Here is a 21,948-nt window from a genome sequence, read left to right as displayed (position 1 = left end):
TCATACCTCGTTGAGCGGTTGAGCGGCATCCAATGCCGCGCGGCCCCGGGGGCCGTGGAAATATTCGTGAATCCAGGCGTCGTCGGTTTCCGAGACGACATCGATGGCATCGGCCACCAGCACTTTCTTCTGTGCCAGCACCGCGACGCGGTCGGTGATGGTGTACAGCGTGTCCAGGTCGTGGGTGACCAGGAACACGCTCAGGCCCAGCGCATCGCGCAGGGTCAGGATCAGTTGGTCGAATTGCGCGGCGCCGATCGGGTCGAGCCCGGCGGTGGGTTCGTCGAGGAACAGAATGTCCGGGTCCAGCGCCAGGGCTCGGGCCAGGGCCGCGCGCTTGATCATGCCGCCGGACAGCGACGCCGGGTATTTGTCGGCCGCCGACAGCGGCAACCCGGCCAACGCCAATTTGACTGCGGCCAGGTGCTCGGCGTCGGCGCGGCTCAGGCCGGCGTGCTCTATCAGCGGCAGCGCGACGTTCTCAATCACGGTCAGCGAAGAAAACAGCGCGCCCTTCTGGAACAGCACGCCAAAGCGCCGCTCCACCAGTGAGCGCTCATGCTCCGACAGGCTCGACAGGTTCTTGCCGAATACCCGCACCTCGCCTGCGCTGGGCCGGCGCAGGCCGACGATGCTGCGCAACAGCACCGACTTACCGCTGCCGGAGCCGCCGACCACGGCGAGGATTTCGCCCTTGTACAGATCCAGGTTGAGGTTTTCGTGCACGCGCTGGCTGCCAAAGCGATTGCACAGCCCACGGACTTCGATCACCGCTTCGCTGGGGGCTCGGGGTAGGCGCCTCACCAGCCCATCTCCATGAAGAACAACGCGGCGACCGCATCGAGCACGATCACCACAAAGATCGATTGCACCACGCTGGAGGTGGTATGGGCGCCGACCGACTCGGCGCTGCCGCTGACCTTGAAGCCTTCCAGGCAACCAATGGCGGCGATCAGGAAGGCGAAGAACGGCGCTTTCACCATGCCCACCAGGAAATGCTTCACACCAATGTCCGACTGCAGCAGCGAGAGGAACATCGCCGGCGAAATATCCAGGGTCAGCGCACACACCACCCCGCCGCCGACAATCCCCGAGAGCATCGCCAGGAACGTCAGCATCGGCAGCGACACCAGCAGGGCCAGCACGCGGGGCAATACCAGCAGCTCCATCGGGTCCAGCCCCAGGGTGCGGATGGCGTCGATTTCTTCGTTGGCCTTCATCGAGCCGATTTGCGCGGTAAAGGCACTGGCGGTGCGGCCGGCGATCAGGATCGCGGTCAGCAAGACGCCGAATTCCCGTAGGAAGGAGAACGCCACCAGGTCCACGGTGAAAATCGTCGCGCCAAAGCTCTTGAGCACCGTGGCGCCGAGGAACGCCACCACGGCGCCCACCAGAAACGTCAGCAAGGCGACGATGGGCGCGGCGTCGAGGCCGGTCTGTTCGATATGCGCAACCATCGGCGTCACGCGCCAGCGCTTGGGCCGGAAAATGCTGCGGGCGAAGGTTTCAAGGATCAGGCCGATAAAGCCCAGCAGTTGCTTGCTGTCCAGCCACACCGCATCCACCGCGGCGCCGATGCGCGCCAGCACCTGGATGCCGGTGGCTTCTTCCGGGGCTTTTTCCGGTACGCAGAAATCATTCAGGGAGCGGTAGACGGTCTTGAGCAGTGCGCGGTCGGCGGCGGACAGGCTGCAGTCGGTTTGCTCGGCGGATTGCTCGATACGGTCTGGGCCCAGCAGCTCGACCAGCAGTGAGGCGCCAGCTGTGTCGAGGGCGCCGAGGCCATTGAGGTCGACGCGGGCGCCGGCGTCGTATCGGCCGTCGAGCTTGTCCGACAGTTTTTTCAGGTTTGTGTAGTGGGCAAGCGTCCAGTCCCCCGTAATCCTGAGCAACGGGGGGGCGGTGGACGTATCGAGGTGGGCTGTGCCGGCCGAGGTACGAGTGGTCATAAGCTCCGAGCTTGTCTGGCTATCCACAATGCCTACGTAATAGCACGATACAGCCTACTTTGGGTTGTCCGTTTGCGCTGTGTCAGTCACCTTGAAGCGCAGCACGCCGATCACCTGCCCGTCTTCGGTCAGCACCTGGACTTGCCAGCGCCCCACCGCGTCGGCCGGGAAGTTCTGTTTGTGGGTCCAGGCGCGGTAGCCTTCCTTGCGCCCGCCATGAATATCCAGGGCGATGCGGTCGACCTCCTTGCCGTTGAATTTCCACACGTGGTAGATCCGCTCATCCAGCCCGCGCGGGGCATTGATGGCGGTATAGGCATAGAGCCCGGCGCTGCGCAGTTGGGCGGCGCTGACTTCTTTGAGATCGTCGCCCGGCGTGCGGTCTTGCAACTGGGTGCTGATCGCCACTTCAGTCATCCACAAGGTGGCCGGTGGCACCCAACTGCGTAGGAACCATCCTGCGCAGCCAATGGCGGCCGTGACCCCGAGCAGCATCGCCCAGCCTTTGAGACTGCGCAGCGGCAAGCTCACGGCCAGGCTCGGGATCGACAAGGCCATGGCCACGCCGAGGGCCAGTTTGTAGCTCTCGGCGGTGGTCAGGTGCAGGATGATCGGCAGCGCGGTGAGCAGCGCGGCGAACAGGGTGAAGGTGTGTAAGGCGAGGAACAGCGAGCGTTTGGGCGCCAGCCACTTGTAATAGAGCGGGTCGGTGATCGACACCAGCGCCGCCGCGCCGAGCAGCCCGGTGAAGATCGATTGGCCGCTGTTCCAGGCGGTGGTGATGAAAAAGAACGGCAGCACAAAAAACAGACTTTCCTGGTGGATCATCTGGGTGGCGTAACGCAGCAGCGGTTCGGGGATTTCGCGCTTGAAGACTTTGGTGAACAGCTGGGTAAAGCTGTTTTCCAGCATCAGCCACAACCAGCTCACCAGCATGATGACCGCGATCCAACTGGCCATGCCCTGCTGGCGGTCCACCAGGATGAAGCTGCTCACCCCCGAGATGAAGCCGCCGAGTGCGATCACCCCTGGGTAGCGTTTCATCAGTTCGAGGATGCGCTGGATGTAGTGGTTCAGGTTCGGCATTCGGCAGTCACAGTCTTTGTAGGAAAAATCCCCGATAGAATAACGTCTTAGCCCTGGGTACGGTGCCTCATTGCGCGATCCGTTTGCGATAACTGCGCACGCCGATCAATACAATCGCGATCAGCCCGAGCACACCGGCACCTATCCAGTTCAGCATGTCGTAGCTCAGCAGCGGTTTTTCGATGCGCCAGTAGCCCGGCTGCTTGAATAGCTCGCGCATGGCCTGGTTGGTCTGCGCCAGGCTCACGGCCTTGATGCGTTTGACCGGGTCGCTGAAGTGACCGTTGTCGTAGTCGCCCGAGGCGCTCCAGTAATAGTCGGCCAGCGCGCTGTTGCCCTGCACGGCCCAGGCCTGGCGCGCGATGGCGGCCTGTTGCAGGCGGGCGAATGCCGCCGGGTCGAGGCCGTCCTTGAGCAGTTGGGCCTTGAGGTCCTGCAACACCTGTTCGGCTTCGGGGAGGGTTTCCCGTTCGAGGTCGGCATTCAGGCTGAGGAAACCGACGCCGCCGAGCACTTCGCGTTCGCTCCACGGGCCGTAGGACAAACCGTGCTTGAGGCGCAGTTGGCGATACAGCGCCCAGTCGAGGTAGTCCTTGAGCAGGTCGTAGGTTTCGTCATGCTGGTCGTCGAGCACCGGCTCGGGGAACAGCCAGTGCAGTTTGGCGCCGTTGCCGACCCAGCCATGGATCAGGTCGCGACGGCTGGCAGCGGCGTGCTGGATTTCCGGTAGGGCCAGATGCTCGGTCGGCTCGACCGGAACGAGTTGGCCATAAGTGCGTTCCAGGTAGGCCGGCAGCAGCTTGTCGAGGTCGCCGACGATGATCAGCGTCATGTTGTTAGGGGCGTACCAGTTTTTGCGCAGTTGCTCCAGTTGGTCGCGGGTCAACTGGTTGACCTGGGCGCGTTCGGCGCACTTGAGGCCCAGTTCGACCGCCAATTGGTTGCTGGCGGTGTGGCCCAGGTCCTGGCGGTCCAACAGGCGCTGCAGGTGTGAGTAATGGCCGCCGTCCTCGCGCTCGACCACCTGCTTGGCCGCGTTGATATGGGCGTCGGTCAGTTCAGTGCGGGTGAGGATCGCCCGTAGCAGGTCCAAGACCTTGCGCTGGTTTTGCGCGGGCGCCTCGATCACGAAGGTGGTGTCGGCATTGCTGGTGTAGGCGTTCCACTCGCCGCCCAGGGCTTGCATGCGTTCTTCGAGGTCGCCTTCACCGCCGCCGTCGATACCGCTGAACAACAAGTGTTCGAGCAGGTGCGGCAGTTCCTTGTCTGCGCAACGGAAGTCATCCAGGCCCACGCCGACTACCAGGCGAATGGCCACATGCCCGCGTTCGGTGCCCGGCTTGAGCAGTAATTGCAGACCGTTGGGCAAGGTGTAGCCCTCGACTTGCAGGCGGTCAAAGGCAAAGGCGTGTACTGAGCCCATGAGCAGGCAGGCGAATAACAGGCGACGCATAACTGGCTTCCTGGCGAGTGAGGTCAGTGTTAACTGACTTCACTGGCCGTCTTACGTTCAGGGCGAATGTGTGATGTCGGCAATATCTTCGGCGGAGAGCGCGCCGATGTCGGACGTTTCCAACACTGCATAAGCACTGCTGCAGAACAACGAGTTCAAGCGTTTCATGTCGGCAATCAGTTCCAAATGCAGGGAGCTGGTCTCCAGGCTCTGCACGATCTTGCGTTGCAGACGGCTGACGTGGGCGTGTGCCAGGCGGCGCTCCTGGGCGCGGAAGCGGCGTTTCTCGCGCAGCAATTGGCGCGCGCTTTCCGGGTCAGCACTGAGGAACACCGACAGGCCCAGGCGCAGGTTGGCGATCAGTTGGCTGTGCAGGCCGGTGAGTTCTTCCAGGCCCACTTCGGAGAACTGGCGCCGCTGGGAGGTTTTCTGCTGCTGGACTTTGCGCAGCATGCGTTCGATCAGGTCGCCAGCCAGTTTCAGGTTGATCGACAGCTCGATGATCTCGGCCCAGCGGCGGTTGTCCTGTTCGCTTAGGTCTTCGCGAGGCATTTGCGCCAGGTAGAGTTTGATCGCGCTGTAGAGTGCCTCGACGTCGTCGCTGAGGCTGCGCATTTCCTGGGTGATGGCGGTTTGTTTGCCGCGCAGCACTTCGAGCATCGCGGTGAGCATGTTGTCGATCAGGTCGCCCAGGCGCAGGGTTTCCCGCACTGCGTTGGCCAGCGCCAGGCTTGGCGTGGCCAGGGCGGCGAGGTCCAGGTGGCGCGGCGTGGCCTTGCCGTTGGCCTCTTCCCGTTCGGGCAGCAACCACGCGCAGACCCGGGCCATCGGGCCGATGCTCGGTAGCAGGATCAGGCAACGACTGACGTTGTAGAGCAGGTGGAAGCTAATGACCATGCCTTGGGCGCTGTAATCCAGGCTGTCCATCCACAACACGAGCGGGTCCAGCACCGGGATGATCAACAACAGGCCGATCAATTTGTACAACAGGCTGCCCAGGGCTACCTGGCGTCCGGCGGCGTTCTGCATGTTGGTGCTGAGGAACGCCAGCACGCCGCTGCCGATGTTGGCGCCGATCACCAGGCCGATGGCCACGTGCAAACCGATCACGCCGGCGCCGGCCAGGGTGGCGGTCAGCAGTACGGCGGCGAGGCTGGAGTAGGAAATCATCGCGAACAACGCGCCGATCAGGGCATCGAGCAGGATGTCGCCGGTCAGCGAGGCAAACAGCACCTTCACGCCCTGCGCGTGGGTGATCGGCCCGGCGGCTTCGACGATCAATTGCAGCGCGAGGATGATCAGCCCGAGGCCGATCCCGACCCGGCCCAACTGCCCGGCCCGCGTCTGTTTGCGCGACAGGAAGAAGATCACCCCGAGAAAGATCAGCAGCGGCGACAGCCAGGACAGGTCAAGGGTGAGCACCCGCGCCATCAGCGCCGTACCGACATCGGCGCCGAGCATGGTCGCCAGGGCGGGCATCAGCCCCATCAGGCCCTGGCCGACAAACGACGTGACCAGCATGGCGGTGGCGTTGCTGCTCTGCACCATGGCCGTCACCAGGATACCGGCGACAAATGCCAGCCAGCGCTTGGACATGTTTTGCCCGATGACGTGGCGCAGGTTGGAACCGTAGACCCGCAGGATACCGGTACGGACGATATGCGTGCCCCAGATCAGCAGGGTCACGGCGGAAAGCAGATTGAGCAAGGTCAGCATGCTCGGCCTCCCGTGTGGGTGGGCTCCAACAGGAGCCAATGAGAATTGCCGCGTGCCGTTCTACGTCTTGTACTTAAGCTGTAGTTGGCGAATGGGCTCTGCGCCAGCATCGCATAGCTAAAGTTGGGATTGAAACAAAACTGTCATGAGATCAATTTTTTGCAGATGAAAAAATGGGGCGCGAACGCCCCATTTCAGCAGCGGATCAAGGTTATTGACCCGGAATGTCCTTGCGCAGTTTCACAGGGTCCTGCTGTTTCTTCTTTTTCGCGATGGCGGTGCGCATCTTGATGTTCACCACTTCCACCGCCAGCGAGAACGCCATGGCGAAGTAGACGTAGCCTTTAGGTACATGCACGTCGAAGGATTCGGCGATCAGCACGGTACCCACCACCACCAGGAACGACAGCGCCAGCATCTTCAGCGACGGGTGCTTGTCGATGAAGTCGCTGATGGTGCCTGCTGCCAGCATCATCACCAGCACCGCGACCACGATCGCGGCGATCATCACCGGTACGTGAGACACCATGCCGACGGCGGTGATGACCGAGTCCAGGGAGAACACGATGTCGATGATCGCGATCTGGATGATGGTGTAGATGAACTTGCCGCCGGTGCCTTTGGGCTCTTCGTGGGTTTCGTCTTCACCTTCCAGGGCGTGGAACATCTCCTGGGAGCTTTTCCACAGCAGGAACAGGCCACCGAAGAACAGGATCAGGTCGCGCCCGGAAATGCCCTGGCCGAAGACCACGAACAGATCGTCGGTCAGGCGCATCACCCAAGCGATGGACAGCAGCAACAGGATACGCGTGACCATGGCCAGGGCCAGGCCGAAGAACCGGGTGCGCGCCTGCATATGCTTGGGCATGCGGCTGACCAGGATCGAAATCATGATGATGTTATCGATGCCCAGGACGATCTCAAGGGCCGTCAGGGTGAAGAAGGCAATCCAGATTTCCGGATTGGTCAGCCATTCCATGTGTATTCCTTTAAGCAAGTGTTAAACCGCGCCAGCTGCAGCGCCGCGCGGTGAGTCGGTAGGATTATAGAGTGCTGAACAGCGGAAAAATCCCCATCAGCAACGCGGCGAACATTATGCACAGGCACACCAGCACTGCCCACTTCAGGGTGAAGCGCTGGTGATCGCCGAATTCGATACCGGCCAGGGCCACCAGCAGGTAAGTCGACGGCACCAGCGGGCTGAGCAGGTGTACGGGTTGGCCGACGATGGAGGCACGGGCCATTTCCACGGCGGTGATGCCGTAGTGGCTGGCGGCTTCGGCCAGTACCGGCAGTACGCCATAGTAGAACGCATCATTGGACATGAAGAAGGTAAACGGCATGCTCACCAGCGCGGTAATCACCGCGAGGTAAGGGCCCAGGGCGTCGGGAATGACCGCCAGCAGGCTCTTGGACATCGCGTCGACCATGCCGGTACCCGACAGGATGCCGGTGAAAATCCCGGCGGCGAAGATCAGCCCCACCACGGCCAGTACGCTGCCGGCATGGGCGGCGACGCGGTCTTTCTGCTGTTGCAGGCACGGGTAATTGACGATCATCGCGATACTGAACGCCACCATGAACAGCACCGGCAGCGGCAACAGGCCGGCGATCAACGTACACATCAGGGCCAGGGTCAGTACGCCGTTGAACCAGATCAGCTTCGGACGGCGGGCGTCCGGGTATTGCGACACGCTGATTTCGCTGTGGTCGATCTCGTCGCCCTGCAGGTGCAGTTCACCCAGGCGCGCACGTTCGCGCTTGCCGTACATATAGGCGATCACCAAGATCGCGACCACGCCGGCGGCCATGGCCGGGATCATCGGTACGAAGATGTCTGACGGGTCCACGTGCAGCGCACTGGCGGCGCGGGCGGTCGGGCCACCCCAGGGCGTCATGTTCATCACGCCACCGGCGAGGATGATCAGGCCGGCCATGATCCGCGGGCTCATGCCGATGCGCTGGTACAGCGGCAGCATGGCGGCCACGCAGATCATGTAGGTGGTGGCGCCGTCACCGTCGAGGGACACCACCAGGGCCAGCACGGCGGTGCCGACCGAGACTTTCAGCGGGTCGCCCTTGACCATCTTGAGGATCTTGCGCACGGCCGGGTCGAACAGGCCGGAGTCGATCATCAGGGCAAAGTAGAGGATGGCGAACATCAGCATCACGCCGGTCGGCGCGAGCTTGGTGATGCCTTCGAGCATCATCGGGCCGATCTTCGGCGCAAAACCGCCGAACAGCGCGAACAGGATCGGCACGATGATCAGGGCGATCAGCGCGGACAGGCGCTTGGTCATGATCAGGAACATGAACGTGATGACCATGGCAAAGCCAAGGAAAGTCAGCATAGGAATACTCCAGGCGTAGCGCGGCTAGGGAATGGCGAACCGGGTGGGGTCAGCGCAGAACGAGAGGCACTAGGCTTACGGGCGGAGTGTGGGCGAACAGGCGGGTACGGGCGGACATCGGGAATCACCATTGTTGTTGTTAATAGCCGGTCTGTTGCCGGCAGTGGGGGCGATCCTAGACGCGTTAGCTTTCAGCCAGCTTTCGTTGATCAAACTGGTGATATGGAAATGACACACGGTCTCCAGGCCTGCGCAGATCAAAATGTGGGAGGGGGCTGGCTCCCGATGGCGCAGTGTCAGCCACGGTTGTATTGGCTGATGCACCGCGATCGGGAGCCAGCCTCCTCCCACATTCAGGGCAATTCGAGGCCGCCGGCGGCTTTGTGCAGTGCGCGTAGATGTTCGCCGACCTGCTTGAGGTTGGCCTCGCAGGCGGCGATTTCGGCTGAGCGTGACGGGTCCAGCAGCGCCCTCACCTCTTTGTCCAGCTCGCCGGTCAGGGATTGCAGCTGTTTTTGGCGCTCGGCGCTTTCCGATTCAAGGCGCTTTGATTCCGAGGGTTGCGGCAGGCCGTAGCCGCTGCTGCCGAGCAGTTCCGCCGGGCGGCTGAGGAAGCCGCTGTTGGCGAGAATTTGTTGCAAGGTGGCGTTGGCTTTCTCCATGCCGCCGTTTTTCAGCTCGCGGGCGCCGAGGTAGCGCTGTTTGACTTCGTCCTGGGCCAGCATCAATTGTTTGCGAAAGCTCGCCTGTTCCAGCAGCAGGAGCGCGGCGCTGGTGCGCAGGTCGGCCTTGTCGAACCATTGGCGGCGCTCTTGCGCACTCAGGGACAGCCAGTCTTCGACCTGGGTCTGCTTGATCGGCAGGTGCTTGCGCAGCACGTCGAACATCGCTTGATAGCGCTCGCGGAACGAGTCGAAGTGATAGCCCAGGCGCAGCGCCTCGCGCTTGTCGTTCAATACGCTGGTGTCGGCCAGGCCGCGCGCCTGCAGGACCTCCAGCAGCCCGTTGGGCGTGATGTTGTCCAGGCCGGTCAGTTGCGGGTTGGCGCTGCCGCTGCGCAACAGTTTCAGGCCTTCGACCGCGCAGTTGTTAGACAGGAAGAAGTAGTTGCCGTCGTAGCTCCAGTGCATTTCAGCCGCGTGCTCGACGGTGTCCTCGATCTCCCGACGCGTCAGCTTCAGCGGCACCGAGGCGAGGCCGCGCAACTCGGTCTTGGTGTACTCGTCGATGACCTGGGCCAGCGGCAGCACGAACAGCCGTGACGGGTACTTGCCCACCAGGCCATCCCAGCTCGACAGCTGTACGTCACCGACAAAGGCGCGGTAGGACAACACCAGATGCTGGTCCAGATCGAGCCGACAGTCCGGGCCGCGAGGGCGACCGGGCGCGCAGATCACCAGGCGCAACATGCTGTGGCCCCAGCGGCTGACCAGGTTCTGGTTGGCTTCGGCGAGCAGGTAATCGATTTCGTAGACCCGTTCCGGGTCGACATGGCCCAGGGGCGTCTTGGCGAAATCGTTGCCGGCGTTGAGAAAGGCGTAGGTCTTGGCGCAGGTGTCTTGCTCGGGCGGCGCCCAGCCAAAGTGTTCCTTGTAATAGCGGAACAGCGCGGGGCGGCGGCAGGCGTAGCTCGGGTCGAGGAGGAAATACTCCATGTTGACCGCGACGAACTCAAGCGGGCTGCTGGTTTCGTAGAGGTCCGGGCTGCGCGCGATCTGGCGGTTGTGCTGCTCGCGTTCACCGCGGCGGCCGACGTATTGCGGCCAGCCGGCGAGGTCCAGCAGGCGTGGGTCGTCGCTGAAGGTGAAGCGGCGGTCGTTCTGGCCACGGCATTGATCGGGCAGGCCGATCAGGCCGGTGATGCTGTTCTGGCGACTGCAACGCCGGATCAGCGTGCGCTCGTCGCTGGGCCACAGGCGCGCACGGTCATAGATGTGGGTCAGTTCATGCAGCACGGTGGCGAGCATTTCCCGGCGCACGGTGCCGTGGGGGCGGTTGGTCTTGCGGGTGGCGGCGCTGCCGTCGGTCAGGCTGGTGAGCAGGTTGCGGTTCAGGTCCAGTTCGGACACCAGGGAGGCCTGGCCGTAAGCGTTTGCGGGCATCTTGTCGGTCCAGCCGACATCGATGCGCCGGTCCAACTGCTCGATAAAGCGCGGCGGCAGTGAGCGCAACGCTTCATCGAGCAACGCCTGGCTGGCCTGCTGTTCGGCTGGGCTCAACCCTTCGGTTATGAGCCGCAGTTGCAGGCTGGCCTGAGCTGCGCCGGCACACAGCAGCAGAGCCCCGGCCAGGAGCCAGGCGTTGAGACGCCTCACAGCGCGAGAATGGCTTCGGCGAGGGTCTGGTCGCTGGCATCACGGGCTTCCGGCACGCGGGTGCGCAGGGTGTCGAAGGCGGCTTCGAGTTGCGCGCCACGGATCTCGCCGTTGGTGGCGACGAAGCTGGCGGCGTCATCGTGGGCTTCGCGCACGATCTTGGAGTCGCGGATCGAGGTGGTGGTGTCCGAGGTGAAATCAATGGTGCGCCCGGAGGCGCGCACGATGATGTTACTGGTGGCCTTCAAGGTTTGCGCATGGGCGACATCGGTCAACAACAGCAGGCCGAGAGCGGCGGCGATCAGCGGGCTACGCATGGAATGACTCCGAAATACAAAGATGGTTATTGGACGAGAATTGCTTGCGCCAGTTCAAGGTCACTGGCGTTAAGTTTTGGTTGGCTGCGGCGCAGACGATCGAGTGCTGATTCCAGTCGAGCCCCCCGCCATCGGCCGTCAGTGGCAATGAATGCGGCGGCATCATCCTGGGCGGCCAGTACCCACTTTCTGTCGAACGGCGCGGAGGTCACTTTGCTGGTGGCATACGCGCTCACGACGGTGCTCTGGGTGGACAGATCAAAGGCCGAAGCCAATGGTGACCAGCAGGCGGAAAACATCACAGGAACGATTAACCGGCGGTATGAAAAAGCCATGGGACTCGACAACTGAAAGCGAGCGCCAAGGCTAGCGCAATGCCCGGGCGAGAGCCAGCGCCGAGGCATCCGGGAGCCGCTGGCGCTCCCTTGTCCCGCCCTGTTATCAGATGGCTAGAATGGCTTGGGCCAGTTGTGCGTCTGTCGCGACGTTCAGTTGTGGCGCTTGCTGGCGGATCTGCGCGAGGGCGCTTTCCAGTTTGACGCCGCGAATGGCACCGGCGCTGGCGACGAAGCTGGCGGCGTCGTCACGAGCGGCACGCACGACCTTGTTGTCACGCAGGGAGGACGTGGCATCGGAGCTCGCATCGGAGGTGGCTTTCAGCGCGCCGACGATGGAGTCGGTGGTGACGATGAAGCTGGACGCGTGGGCGTTGGCGGCGAGGGCCAGCAGGGTGGCGGCGCTCAGCAGGCGAAGACGGGACATGGGGTGACTCCTGTAGATGAACAAATAAGGTCGCGCGGAGCGGCCACTGTGAAGCGGATGTGGATGCCATTGGCATCAGACGCCCGTTCTACACGGTTCGCCACGTGGTGAGCGGATATTAAGCTGCGGCCTGTCCATTCGAAAAGCGCCTTGACTGTCTAGTCACGCCAGAATGGCTTGGACAGCTCGACCAGGCGTTCGCCGGGGCTGATACCCGCGTCGGACAGCTCTCGCGGGTCGAGTTGGGCCAGTTGGTGGCGCTCGTGAGCCTGTTGCAGCCATCTGGCGAGCGTAGCGGCAGTGCGACGTAACAACGAGGTGCGCGGGGTTGGTGGGTTCATGAGGAGCGCCTTTCATGGTGTTTTTGGAAGACCATGTTGAGCGGATCGTTTCGACCGATACAGATACACTGGCGCTTAATTGTACTGCTTAATTGTTTTATTTATTAAACTGTACTGGTTGATCTGCAAGCTATCTGTTCCGGGGGGCACAAACACCCAAACCCAGAAACAACAAAGCCCGCCTCCGGTTACCCGGGGCGGGCTTTGCTTAACGAATCAGGTTGCTGGCTGTGGACCCGGTAGGTCAGGGCCAGCGAGCGCCTATTAGCGCCAGAACGGCTTGCTCAGCTCTTCGTAGCGTTGTGCTTCGCTGATACCGGCGTCAGCCAGCAGACGCGAATCCAGACGAGCCAGTTGATGGCGGCTGGAGATGCGGCGCTGCCACAACATCAGGTTGGCGATAACGCGCAGAGGCATGGAAGCCTGGGTGTTTACAGCTTTCTCTTCGAAGAACAGATCGGAACTGAGTGTACGTTCCATGATGACATCCTTCCGCTTGTGGCGGGATTAGGTAGTGGTTTAACTGATGCCAATGATCCTCCTCCCGCGCAAGACTCTCTAGATACAGTTCACCTGTATTGTGAGGGGGCAGTTAACTGTTTATAGCTGCTGTACTGTACGGAAATGGGGCAACTGTACCTGTCTGCACTTAATCAGTGCAAAAACGGCATTTTGGAAGGAGTGTGTGGGATATTTCAGTAGGAAAAGACCAGTACAGCAGTACAGTTTTTCCAAGGAGAGGGGGGTGGTGCAACCGAGCTGATGAAACTGTGTGTGCATCAGCTCGGCTGTGTATCGATCAATCCTTGAGCATGTGCCCGGTTTCTTCCAGGTTAATGTGCCAGCTCAGTGCTTCGCGCAGGATGTGTGGGGTGTGGCCACCAATCGCACAAGCGTCGTTGAAGTACTTGTTCAGCGCGTCGCGGTAGGCTGGGTGCACACAGTTGTCGATGATCACCCGTGCGCGCTCCCGTGGCGCCAGGCCGCGCAGGTCGGCGAGGCCCACTTCGGTCACCAGGATGTCGACGTCATGCTCGGTGTGGTCGACGTGGCTGACCATTGGCACTACGCTGGAAATCGCCCCGGCCTTGGCAATCGATTTGGTTACGAAGATCGCCAGGTGCGCGTTACGAGCGAAGTCGCCCGAGCCGCCAATCCCGTTCATCATCCGTGTCCCGCACACGTGCGTGGAGTTGACGTTGCCGTAGATGTCGAACTCCAGCGCGGTGTTGATCGCGATGATGCCCAGGCGGCGAACCACTTCCGGGTGGTTGGAGATTTCCTGCGGGCGCAGCACCAGCTTGTCCTTGTAGTGCTCCAGGTTGCCGAACACGTCGCTGTTGCGACGCTCCGACAAGGTGATCGAACTGCCGGAGGCGAAGGTCAGCTTGCCGGCGTCAATCAGGTCGAACGTCGAGTCCTGCAGCACTTCCGAATACATGGTCAGGTCTTCGAACGGCGAATCGATCAAGCCACACATCACGGCGTTGGCGATGTTGCCGATCCCGGCCTGCAGCGGGCCGAGCTTATTGGTCATGCGGCCGGCGTCCACTTCCTGCTTGAGGAAGTTGATCAGGTGGCTGGCGATGCCTTGGGTTTCGGCGTCCGGCGGCGTCACTGTTGAAGGTGAGTCGGACTTGTTGGTGATCACGATGGCGACGATCTTCTCCGGCGGAATCGGGATCGCGGTGCTGCCAATGCGGTCGTCGACTTTTACCAGCGGGATCGGCGTGCGCGTCGGCCGATAGGTCGGGATGTAGATGTCGTGCAGACCTTCCAGGTTCGGGTTGTGCGCCATGTTGATCTCGACGATCACTTGCTTGGCGAAAATCGCGAAACTGGCCGAGTTGCCCACGGAAGTGGTCGGCACGATATGGCCTTGTTCGGTGATCGCGACGGCTTCGATCACGGCAATGTCAGGCAGCTTGAGCTGGTTGTTGCGCAGTTGCTCGACGGTTTCCGACAAATGCTGGTCGATGAACATCACTTCGCCGGCGTTGATCGCCTTGCGCAGGGTGCTGTCGACCTGGAACGGCATGCGTCGCGACAGCACGCCGGCTTCGGTCAGTTGCTTGTCGAGGTCGTTGCCCAGGCTGGCGCCGGTCATCAGGGTGATTTTCAGCGGCGACGTCTTGGCGCGCTCGGCCAGGGCTTGAGGTACGGCCTTGGCTTCACCGGCACGGGTGAAGCCGCTCATGCCGACGGTCATGCCGTCCTCAATCAGTGCGGCGGCATCAGCCGCGCTCATGACCTTGTTCAACAGCGAAGGCAAGCGGATACGATCACGGTACATGGATTGTTATCTCGGGATACGGAGGCAAGGTATGCAGTTTAGTGATTTCAAAAAATTTCGGCCCGCTACCATGGTCGAATGCCGGGCAGCGATTTAAGGCCTTTGGTCGGTTTTCATGCTGCAATAAAAAACCCTAGCCTACTGGAGGCCAGGGTTTCGGGTGTTGCGCTGGCGCAGTGTTATTCGACAGCCTTGACCATGTCTTCGATAACCTTCTTGGCGTCGCCGAAGACCATCATGGTTTTGTCCAGGTAGAACAACTCGTTGTCCAGGCCGGCATAGCCGCTGGCCATCGAGCGCTTGTTGACGATGATGGTCTTGGCCTTGAACGCTTCGAGGATCGGCATGCCGGCAATCGGCGAGTGCGGGTCGTTCTTGGCGGCCGGGTTGACCACGTCGTTCGCGCCGAGCACCAGTACTACGTCAGCCTGGCCGAATTCGGAGTTGATGTCTTCCATCTCGAACACCTGGTCGTAAGGCACTTCGGCCTCGGCCAGCAGCACGTTCATGTGTCCGGGCATACGGCCGGCCACCGGGTGGATCGCGTACTTTACGGTCACGCCGCGGTGGGTCAGCTTTTCGGTCAACTCCTTGAGTGCGTGCTGTGCGCGTGCCACTGCTAGGCCATAGCCCGGCACGATGATCACGGTATCGGCGTTGGTCAGCAGGAACGTGGCGTCGTCGGCCGAGCCGGACTTCACCGGGCGCGCTTCTTTTGAGCCGGCCGCAGCAGCGGTATCCGGCGCATTGCCGAAACCGCCGAGCAGCACATTAAAGAACGAGCGGTTCATCGCCTTGCACATGATGTACGACAGAATCGCGCCGCTTGAGCCCACCAGCGAGCCGGCGATGATCAGCATCGAGTTGTTCAGCGAGAAGCCGATCCCTGCCGCTGCCCAGCCGGAGTAGCTGTTGAGCATCGAGACCACCACCGGCATATCGGCGCCGCCGATCGGGATGATGATCAACACGCCCAGCACGAACGCCAGGGCCAGCATCAGCGCGAAGGCGCTGAGGTTGCCGGTGAACATGAAGGTCAGGCCAAGCCCCAGCGTGGTCAGGCCGAGCACCAGGTTCAGTTTGTGCTGGCCGGCGAACTGTACCGGTGCGCCTTGGAACAGACGGAACTTGTACTTGCCCGACAGCTTGCCGAAGGCGATCACCGAACCGGAGAAGGTGATAGCACCGATAGCGGCGCCAAGGAACAGCTCCAGGCGATTACCGGCGGGGATCGAGTCGCCCAAGTTTTTGACGATGCCCAAAGATTGCGGCTCGACCACGGCGGCAATGGCGATAAACACCGCTGCCAGGCCGATCATGCTATGCATGAAGGCGACCAGTTCCGGCATCTTGGTCATTTCCACGCGCTTGGCCATGATCGAACCGGCGGTGCCGCCGATCAGCAGGCCAACGATCACGTAGCCAATGCCGGCGGTGGCAAGCTCAGCGCCCAGCTTATAGATGAGGCCCACGGTGGTCAGTACCGCCAGCGCCATGCCGAGCATGCCGAACAGGTTGCCGCGTCGCGAAGTGGTTGGGTGCGACAGGCCTTTGAGGGCCTGGATGAAACAGATCGACGCAATCAGGTAGAGCGTCGTGACGAGATTCATGCTCATTACTTCGGCGCCTCTTCTTTTACTTTCGGGGCTTTCTTCTTGAACATCTCAAGCATCCTGCGAGTCACCAGGAAGCCGCCGAACACGTTGACCGCTGCCAGGGCCACGGCCAGGGTGCCCATGGTCTTGCCCAGCGGTGTAACGGTCAGTGCGGCGGCCAGCATCGCGCCGACGATCACGATTGCCGAGATCGCGTTGGTCACGGCCATCAGTGGCGTGTGCAGTGCGGGGGTAACGTTCCAGACCACGTGGTAACCGACATAAATCGCCAGCACAAAGATGATCAGGTTGTAGATACCGGGGGAGATAAGCTCTTCCATCGTCTGAATCCCTGCTTAGGCGTTTTTGCGGATGACTTGGCCGTCGCGGCACATCAGGCACGCGGCGACGATGTCGTCTTCGAGGTTGATTTCAAACTGCCCTTCCTTGTTGAAGACCAGCTTCAGGAAGTCCAGCAGGTTGCGCGCATACAGGGCCGACGCGTCAGCGGCGACGGCACCTGCCAGGTTGGTCGGGCCGCAAATGATCACCCCGTTTTCCACTACCACCTGATCGGCGACAGTCAGCGGGCAGTTGCCACCTTGAGCGGCGGCGAGGTCGATCACCACCGAGCCCGGCTTCATTTGTGCAACCGTATCGGCGCTGAGCAGGGTCGGGGCCTTGCGGCCCGGGATCAGGGCGGTGGTGATGACGATGTCGGCCTGCTTGGCGCGTTCGTGGACGGCCAGGGCCTGGCGTTGCATCCAACTGGTCGGCATCGGGCGTGCGTAACCACCGACGCCGACGGCGCATTCACGCTCTTCGTCGGTTTCGTAGGGCACGTCGACGAACTTGGCGCCGAGGGATTCAATCTGCTCCTTCACGGCCGGGCGCACGTCAGACGCTTCGATCACTGCGCCCAGGCGTTTCGCCGTGGCGATGGCCTGCAGGCCCGCGACGCCAGCGCCGAGGATCAGCACGCGCGCGGCTTTCACCGTACCGGCGGCAGTCATCAGCATTGGCATGAAGCGTGGGTAGTGATGGGCGGCCAGCAACACGGCCTTGTAACCGGCGATGTTGGCTTGGGACGACAGCACGTCGAGGCTCTGGGCCCGCGAAGTACGCGGCGCGGCTTCCAGCGCGAAGGCAGTGATGCCCTGCTCGGCCAGCTTGGCGATGGTTTCGTTGCTGAACGGATTGAGCATGCCCACCAACACGGTGCCGCTTTTGATCAGCGTCAGTTCGCTGTCGCTGGGGGCCACCACTTTTAGGATCAGCTCGGTGCCGAATGCATCGCTGGCGCTGCCTATGGTTGCACCTGCCGTTTCATAGGCACTGTCGACGATGCTGGCTTTAATACCCGCCCCGCTTTGTACAGTGACCTTATGGCCCTGGCCGATCAGCTTCTTGATGGTTTCCGGGGTGGCAGCCACCCGCGTTTCACCGGTCTGGGTTTCGAGAGGAACACCAATGTGCACGTCAAATCTCCTGCATGATCTTTTTGCTTTTGATCTTATTGTAAAAAGGCCAGCGCACCGTGAGTGGCACATCTGGGGCGGCCGATCAGCACGATCCCGCTTAAATGACAGCGGGGCGCGGCATTTTGCAGGCGAACTTTACGGCCTTCAAGGGATTATGACGGGTGACGAAAAATTAACTACAAGTCACCCTGTGACTGATTGCCGCAACGCTTTTAAATAACCCATTTAAATACAGATACTTAACATGACTATTTGGACTTTTCTCGGTTTCGCAATCGCCGTTGTGAATAGTCGGGCATTGGCCGGTAATAGTCGCTACAAGCTATGAGGGTTATGGCTTTGAGCCATATTTTCGTCGTACAAGTACAGTTTTCTTAAATGCGACATTTACGGATATCTGTAGTATTTGATGTTATCTGACTACATAGTCCATAAGTGGCGTTTGGTCCTTATATTCCTGGGCTGTAGCGCTTCGACTGGTCGATCAGCCAGTCCCTGAAGGCGTGCAGGGATGCGGATTCGACTTTTCTGTCAGGAATCATCAAGTAATACGCCTTCGAGTTGCTCAGCGCTTCGGGGCTTGCGATTACCAGTTGGTGCTCGGTCAGTTCGCGCTGGATGAGGAACGGTGGAATCAGCGCAATGCCCATGTCATGCATGGCCGCCTGGGACAACATCGAGAATAGCTCGTAACGGGGACCCGTCATGTCGCGGGGGATGTTCAACTGTTGCGCGTTGAACCACTGGCGCCAGGCATAGGGCCGCGTGGTCTGCTGCAGCAATGGCAGTTCCGCGATTTCCTGTGGGCTGAAATGTGTGCGGCTGCCGAGTAAGCGAGGGCTGCACACGGGGACGGGGTTTTCTCCCATCAGCCGGTGGGACTCGGTACCGGACCAGTCGGCATCGCCGAAATAGATCGCGGCGTCGAATTCAGTGTCGGCAAACAGGAAGGGGCGCGTGCGGTTGGTGAGGTTGACCGTGACTTCCGGGTGCTGGCGCTGAAAGTCCTTGAGGCGAGGGATAAGCCATTGGGTGCCAAAGGTCGGCACCACCGCCAACTCGATGACGTTCGCGCCCTGCTGCCCCATGACCGACAAGGTGTCGCGCTCCACCGCGTCCAATTGCGTGGCGACGCGACGGCTATACGACAGGCCCGCTTCTGTCAGCTTGACCCCGCGCCGCGAGCGGCGAAACAGCTCGACACTTAAAAACTCCTCAAGGCTGGCGATCTGCCTGCAAATGGCGCCCTGAGTGATGGAAAGCTCCTGCGCAGCCTTGGTAAAGCTCTCGTGGCGGGCCGCAGCTTCAAAGCTGACAAGGGCGGTGGTGCTGGGGATTTTTCTGCGCATGTACCTTGTCCTCACTTATAAGGCGCATTTGCGCCCTTCTCGGCTATTACGGAGTGAGAAATTAGCACAAGCCTATGCAAAAACCTCGTTTGCCCTCTGCACTTGCCGGGCCTAGTCTGCATCCACGACTTCTGATTTTCTTTGCGAGGACTTATTCATGGCTGGCAAGGCAAGCTTCAACTGGATCGATCCACTGCTGCTGGATCAACAGCTCACCGAAGAAGAGCGCATGGTGCGCGACAGTGCTGAGCAATTCGCCCAGGACAAGTTGGCGCCAAGGGTGCTCGAAGCCTTCCGCCATGAAAAGACCGACCCTGAGATCTTTCGCGAGATGGGTGAGACCGGCCTGTTGGGCGCGATGATTCCCGAGCAGTACGGCGGCAGTGGCCTGAATTATGTCTGCTACGGGTTGATTGCACGTGAGGTCGAGCGAGTCGACTCCGGTTATCGCTCGATGATGAGTGTGCAGTCTTCACTGGTCATGGTGCCGATCAATGAGTTCGGCACCGAAGCGCAAAAACAGAAATACCTGCCGAAACTGGCGTCGGGTGAGTGGATCGGTTGCTTCGGTCTGACCGAGCCTGACCACGGGTCCGACCCTGGCGCGATGATTACCCGGGCGCGCAAGGTAGATGGCGGCTACAGCCTGACCGGCGCCAAGATGTGGATCACCAACAGCCCGATTGCCGATGTATTCGTGGTGTGGGGCAAGGACGATGCCGGTGATATCCGCGGTTTTGTCCTGGAGAAAGGCTGGAAGGGCCTGAGCGCTCCGGCGATTCACGGCAAGGTCGGCCTGCGGGCTTCCATTACCGGCGAGATCGTCATGGACAATGTGTTCGTGCCCGACGAGAACATCTTCCCGGATGTGCGTGGCTTGAAAGGCCCCTTCACCTGCCTTAACTCCGCTCGCTACGGGATCTCCTGGGGTGCGCTGGGGGCTGCCGAGTTCTGCTGGCACACCGCTCGCCAGTACACCCTTGATCGTCATCAGTTCGGTCGGCCATTGGCAGCGACCCAGCTTATCCAGAAGAAGCTCGCGGACATGCAGACCGAGATCACCCTGGCCTTGCAAGGTTGCTTGCGCCTGGGGCGGATGAAGGATGAAGGCACTGCGGCGGTGGAAATTACTTCGATCATGAAGCGCAATTCCTGCGGCAAGTCGCTAGATATCGCACGCATGGCGCGGGATATGCTGGGCGGCAACGGCATCTCCGATGAGTTCGGGGTGGCGCGTCACCTGGTAAACCTGGAGGTGGTGAACACCTATGAAGGTACCCACGATGTACACGCCTTGATTCTGGGGCGTGCGCAAACCGGTCTTCAGGCGTTCTATTAATAGGAGCACGGGCATGGGCGCGCTTTCGCATCTGCGGGTACTGGATTTGTCGCGAGTACTGGCGGGCCCCTGGGCCGGGCAGATTCTCGCGGATCTTGGGGCTGAAGTGATCAAGGTCGAGCGGCCGGGTAATGGTGACGACACGCGTGCCTGGGGGCCCCCCTTCCTCAAGGACGCGTATGGCGAGAACACCAGTGAGGCGGCGTATTACCTGTCCGCCAACCGCAATAAAGAGTCGGTGACCATCGACTTCACGCAGCCGGAGGGGCAGAAGCTGGTGCGTGACCTGGCGGCGAAGTCCGACATCCTCATCGAGAATTTCAAGGTGGGCGGCCTGGCGGCGTATGGGTTGGACTATGCGTCGCTCAAGGAGGCCAACCCGGCGTTGATCTATTGCTCTATCACCGGGTTTGGCCAGACGGGGCCTTATGCGACTCGTGCAGGCTACGACTTCATGATCCAGGGGTTGGGCGGACTCATGAGCCTGACGGGGCGGCCTGAGGGTGATGAGGGGGCGGGGCCGGTGAAGGTGGGGGTGGCGCTGACTGACATCCTCACGGGGCTCTATTCAACGGTGGCGATCCTGGCGGCGCTGGCTCATCGCGAGCGTGATGGCGGCGGGCAACATATTGATATGGCGCTGCTGGATGTGCAGGTGGCTTGCTTGGCTAACCAGGCGATGAACTACCTGACGACAGGTGTGCCGCCAAAGCGCCTGGGCAATGCGCATCCGAATATCGTGCCCTATCAGGATTTTCCCACGGCCGATGGTGACTTCATCCTGACGGTGGGGAATGATGGGCAGTTCCGTAAGTTCGCGGAGGTTGCGGGTCAGCCGCAGTGGGCGGATGACCCGCGTTTCGCGACCAATAAGGTGCGGGTGGCCAATCGTGCGGAACTGATTCCCTTGATTCGCCAGGCGACGGTGTTCAAGACGACGGCCGAATGGGTGTCGCAACTGGAGCGAGTCGGCGTGCCGTGTGGGCCGATCAATGATCTGGCGCAGGTGTTCGCGGATGCCCAGGTCAAGGCCCGCGGGCTGGCGATTGAGTTGCCTCACGCACTGGCGGGGATGGTGCCGCAGGTTGCCAGTCCCATCCGGTTATCCAAGACCCCCGTGGAGTACCGCAGTGCGCCTCCTTTATTAGGTGAGCATACGGTCAGGGTGTTGCAGGAAGTACTGGGGTTGATGCCGGCAAATGTGGCTGCTTTAAAAGAGGCAGGTGTTATCTGAGTCCTCTCTTCTATATAGAGCGCGGTGAAGAGCGCTATATAGAAGAAAGTTGGTGATTTTTTAGCCAATTCTAACTAATGGTTAAATAAGCAAAATTAAGGGTTGACGGCAAATCCTGTACGTCTATAATTCGCCCCACTTCCGGCGCAGTCGAAACGGAAAACTCCTTGGTAAACAAAGAGTTATGCGAGATTCGACAGCGGCCTGCTTCAGTTCATCGGAGCCTGGAAGGAGTTGGTAGAGCAGTGTTGTTTGGCTCTATTAACGTTTCGATCTTCTCGGTCGAAAGCGGAGAAAAAGAGGTGTTGACAGCAGCGTGTAACGCTGTAGAATTCGCCTCCCGCTAACGAGAGATCGGAAGCGCAAG

At 60.9% G+C, this 21,948-nt stretch carries 20 protein-coding genes; 2 read left to right on the top strand and 18 right to left on the bottom strand.

What is annotated here, in order from left to right:
* From ACP7CJ_RS21430 to ACP7CJ_RS21345, 18 genes are all read right to left on the bottom strand, one after another.
* Positions 1-804 (bottom strand): ABC transporter ATP-binding protein, encoded by an 804-nt coding sequence (locus ACP7CJ_RS21430; protein WP_426101963.1) that lies wholly within the window; start codon positions 802-804, stop codon positions 1-3.
* Positions 801-1,949 (bottom strand): MlaE family lipid ABC transporter permease subunit, encoded by a 1,149-nt coding sequence (locus ACP7CJ_RS21425; protein ID WP_426101965.1) that lies wholly within the window; start codon positions 1,947-1,949, stop codon positions 801-803. Before ACP7CJ_RS21425 ends, ACP7CJ_RS21430 begins: the two co-directional genes overlap by 4 nt.
* Before the next feature lie 54 nt (positions 1,950-2,003).
* Entirely contained in the window at positions 2,004-3,035 is a 1,032-nt protein-coding gene (locus ACP7CJ_RS21420) for a DUF5924 family protein (RefSeq protein WP_276195673.1), read from the bottom strand.
* Positions 3,036-3,102: 67 nt separating this feature from the next.
* Positions 3,103-4,488 (bottom strand): M16 family metallopeptidase, encoded by a 1,386-nt coding sequence (locus tag ACP7CJ_RS21415; RefSeq protein ID WP_426101967.1) that lies wholly within the window; start codon positions 4,486-4,488, stop codon positions 3,103-3,105.
* Positions 4,489-4,545: 57 nt separating this feature from the next.
* Positions 4,546-6,204 (bottom strand): Na/Pi cotransporter family protein, encoded by a 1,659-nt coding sequence (locus ACP7CJ_RS21410; protein ID WP_426101969.1) that lies wholly within the window; start codon positions 6,202-6,204, stop codon positions 4,546-4,548.
* A 211-nt stretch (positions 6,205-6,415) separates the two neighbouring features.
* Positions 6,416-7,183: a TerC family protein gene (locus ACP7CJ_RS21405; RefSeq protein ID WP_276195678.1), complete on the bottom strand. Its 768-nt coding sequence runs from the start codon at positions 7,181-7,183 to the stop codon at positions 6,416-6,418.
* 64 nt (positions 7,184-7,247) lie between these two features.
* Complete coding sequence (locus ACP7CJ_RS21400; protein WP_247406788.1) at positions 7,248-8,555, bottom strand: CitMHS family transporter; 1,308 nt, start codon at positions 8,553-8,555, stop codon at positions 7,248-7,250.
* 353 nt (positions 8,556-8,908) lie between these two features.
* Positions 8,909-10,870 carry a DUF4105 domain-containing protein gene (locus ACP7CJ_RS21395; protein ID WP_426101971.1) on the bottom strand — a complete coding sequence of 654 codons (1,962 nt, stop codon included), beginning with the start codon at positions 10,868-10,870 and terminating at the stop codon, positions 8,909-8,911.
* Positions 10,867-11,187 carry a DUF2388 domain-containing protein gene (locus tag ACP7CJ_RS21390; protein WP_247403113.1) on the bottom strand — a complete coding sequence of 107 codons (321 nt, stop codon included), beginning with the start codon at positions 11,185-11,187 and terminating at the stop codon, positions 10,867-10,869. Before ACP7CJ_RS21390 ends, ACP7CJ_RS21395 begins: the two co-directional genes overlap by 4 nt.
* A 26-nt stretch (positions 11,188-11,213) precedes the next feature.
* Positions 11,214-11,522: a DUF2388 domain-containing protein gene (locus ACP7CJ_RS21385; protein WP_276195682.1), complete on the bottom strand. Its 309-nt coding sequence runs from the start codon at positions 11,520-11,522 to the stop codon at positions 11,214-11,216.
* A 106-nt stretch (positions 11,523-11,628) separates the two neighbouring features.
* Positions 11,629-11,949 carry a DUF2388 domain-containing protein gene (locus ACP7CJ_RS21380; protein ID WP_276195683.1) on the bottom strand — a complete coding sequence of 107 codons (321 nt, stop codon included), beginning with the start codon at positions 11,947-11,949 and terminating at the stop codon, positions 11,629-11,631.
* A gap of 158 nt (positions 11,950-12,107) precedes the next feature.
* Positions 12,108-12,290, bottom strand: a complete 183-nt coding sequence (locus tag ACP7CJ_RS21375) for a DUF1127 domain-containing protein (RefSeq protein ID WP_426101973.1) — start codon at positions 12,288-12,290, stop codon at positions 12,108-12,110.
* 264 nt (positions 12,291-12,554) lie between these two features.
* On the bottom strand, positions 12,555-12,770 hold the full coding sequence (locus tag ACP7CJ_RS21370) for a DUF1127 domain-containing protein (RefSeq protein WP_099236514.1): 216 nt from the start codon (positions 12,768-12,770) through the stop codon (positions 12,555-12,557).
* A 319-nt stretch (positions 12,771-13,089) separates the two neighbouring features.
* Positions 13,090-14,583, bottom strand: coding sequence for an acetyl-CoA hydrolase/transferase family protein (locus ACP7CJ_RS21365; RefSeq protein ID WP_276195686.1), 1,494 nt, complete (start codon positions 14,581-14,583; stop codon positions 13,090-13,092).
* 179 nt (positions 14,584-14,762) lie between these two features.
* Complete coding sequence (locus ACP7CJ_RS21360; RefSeq protein WP_426101975.1) at positions 14,763-16,199, bottom strand: NAD(P)(+) transhydrogenase (Re/Si-specific) subunit beta; 1,437 nt, start codon at positions 16,197-16,199, stop codon at positions 14,763-14,765.
* Positions 16,199-16,519 carry an NAD(P) transhydrogenase subunit alpha gene (locus tag ACP7CJ_RS21355; RefSeq protein WP_003187417.1) on the bottom strand — a complete coding sequence of 107 codons (321 nt, stop codon included), beginning with the start codon at positions 16,517-16,519 and terminating at the stop codon, positions 16,199-16,201. The genes ACP7CJ_RS21360 and ACP7CJ_RS21355 overlap by 1 nt, the downstream gene beginning before the upstream one ends.
* Positions 16,520-16,534: 15 nt before the next feature.
* The gene (locus ACP7CJ_RS21350) at positions 16,535-17,656 is read right to left on the bottom strand and encodes a Re/Si-specific NAD(P)(+) transhydrogenase subunit alpha (RefSeq protein ID WP_276195691.1); all 1,122 of its coding nucleotides are present in this window, start codon (positions 17,654-17,656) and stop codon (positions 16,535-16,537) included.
* 452 nt (positions 17,657-18,108) lie between these two features.
* A complete protein-coding gene (locus ACP7CJ_RS21345) occupies positions 18,109-19,008 on the bottom strand; it encodes a LysR family transcriptional regulator (RefSeq protein ID WP_276195692.1) in 900 nt (299 codons plus the stop codon).
* 157 nt (positions 19,009-19,165) lie between these two features.
* Here ACP7CJ_RS21345 and ACP7CJ_RS21340 point away from each other — a divergent pair, with 157 nt between their 5' ends.
* Positions 19,166-20,347, top strand: a complete 1,182-nt coding sequence (locus tag ACP7CJ_RS21340; RefSeq protein ID WP_276195693.1) for an acyl-CoA dehydrogenase — start codon at positions 19,166-19,168, stop codon at positions 20,345-20,347.
* A 13-nt stretch (positions 20,348-20,360) separates the two neighbouring features.
* Positions 20,361-21,581: a CaiB/BaiF CoA transferase family protein gene (locus ACP7CJ_RS21335; RefSeq protein ID WP_276195694.1), complete on the top strand. Its 1,221-nt coding sequence runs from the start codon at positions 20,361-20,363 to the stop codon at positions 21,579-21,581.
* Positions 21,582-21,948: the final 367 nt, after the last annotated feature.

Origin of the sequence: Pseudomonas sp. PSPC3-2 (assembly GCF_049897085.1) — a bacterium.
Classification (GTDB): Bacteria; Pseudomonadota; Gammaproteobacteria; order Pseudomonadales; family Pseudomonadaceae; genus Aquipseudomonas; species Aquipseudomonas paraveronii.
Note: the sequence above shows the minus strand (reverse complement) of the source record. Positions and strands in the feature narration are given on the sequence as shown.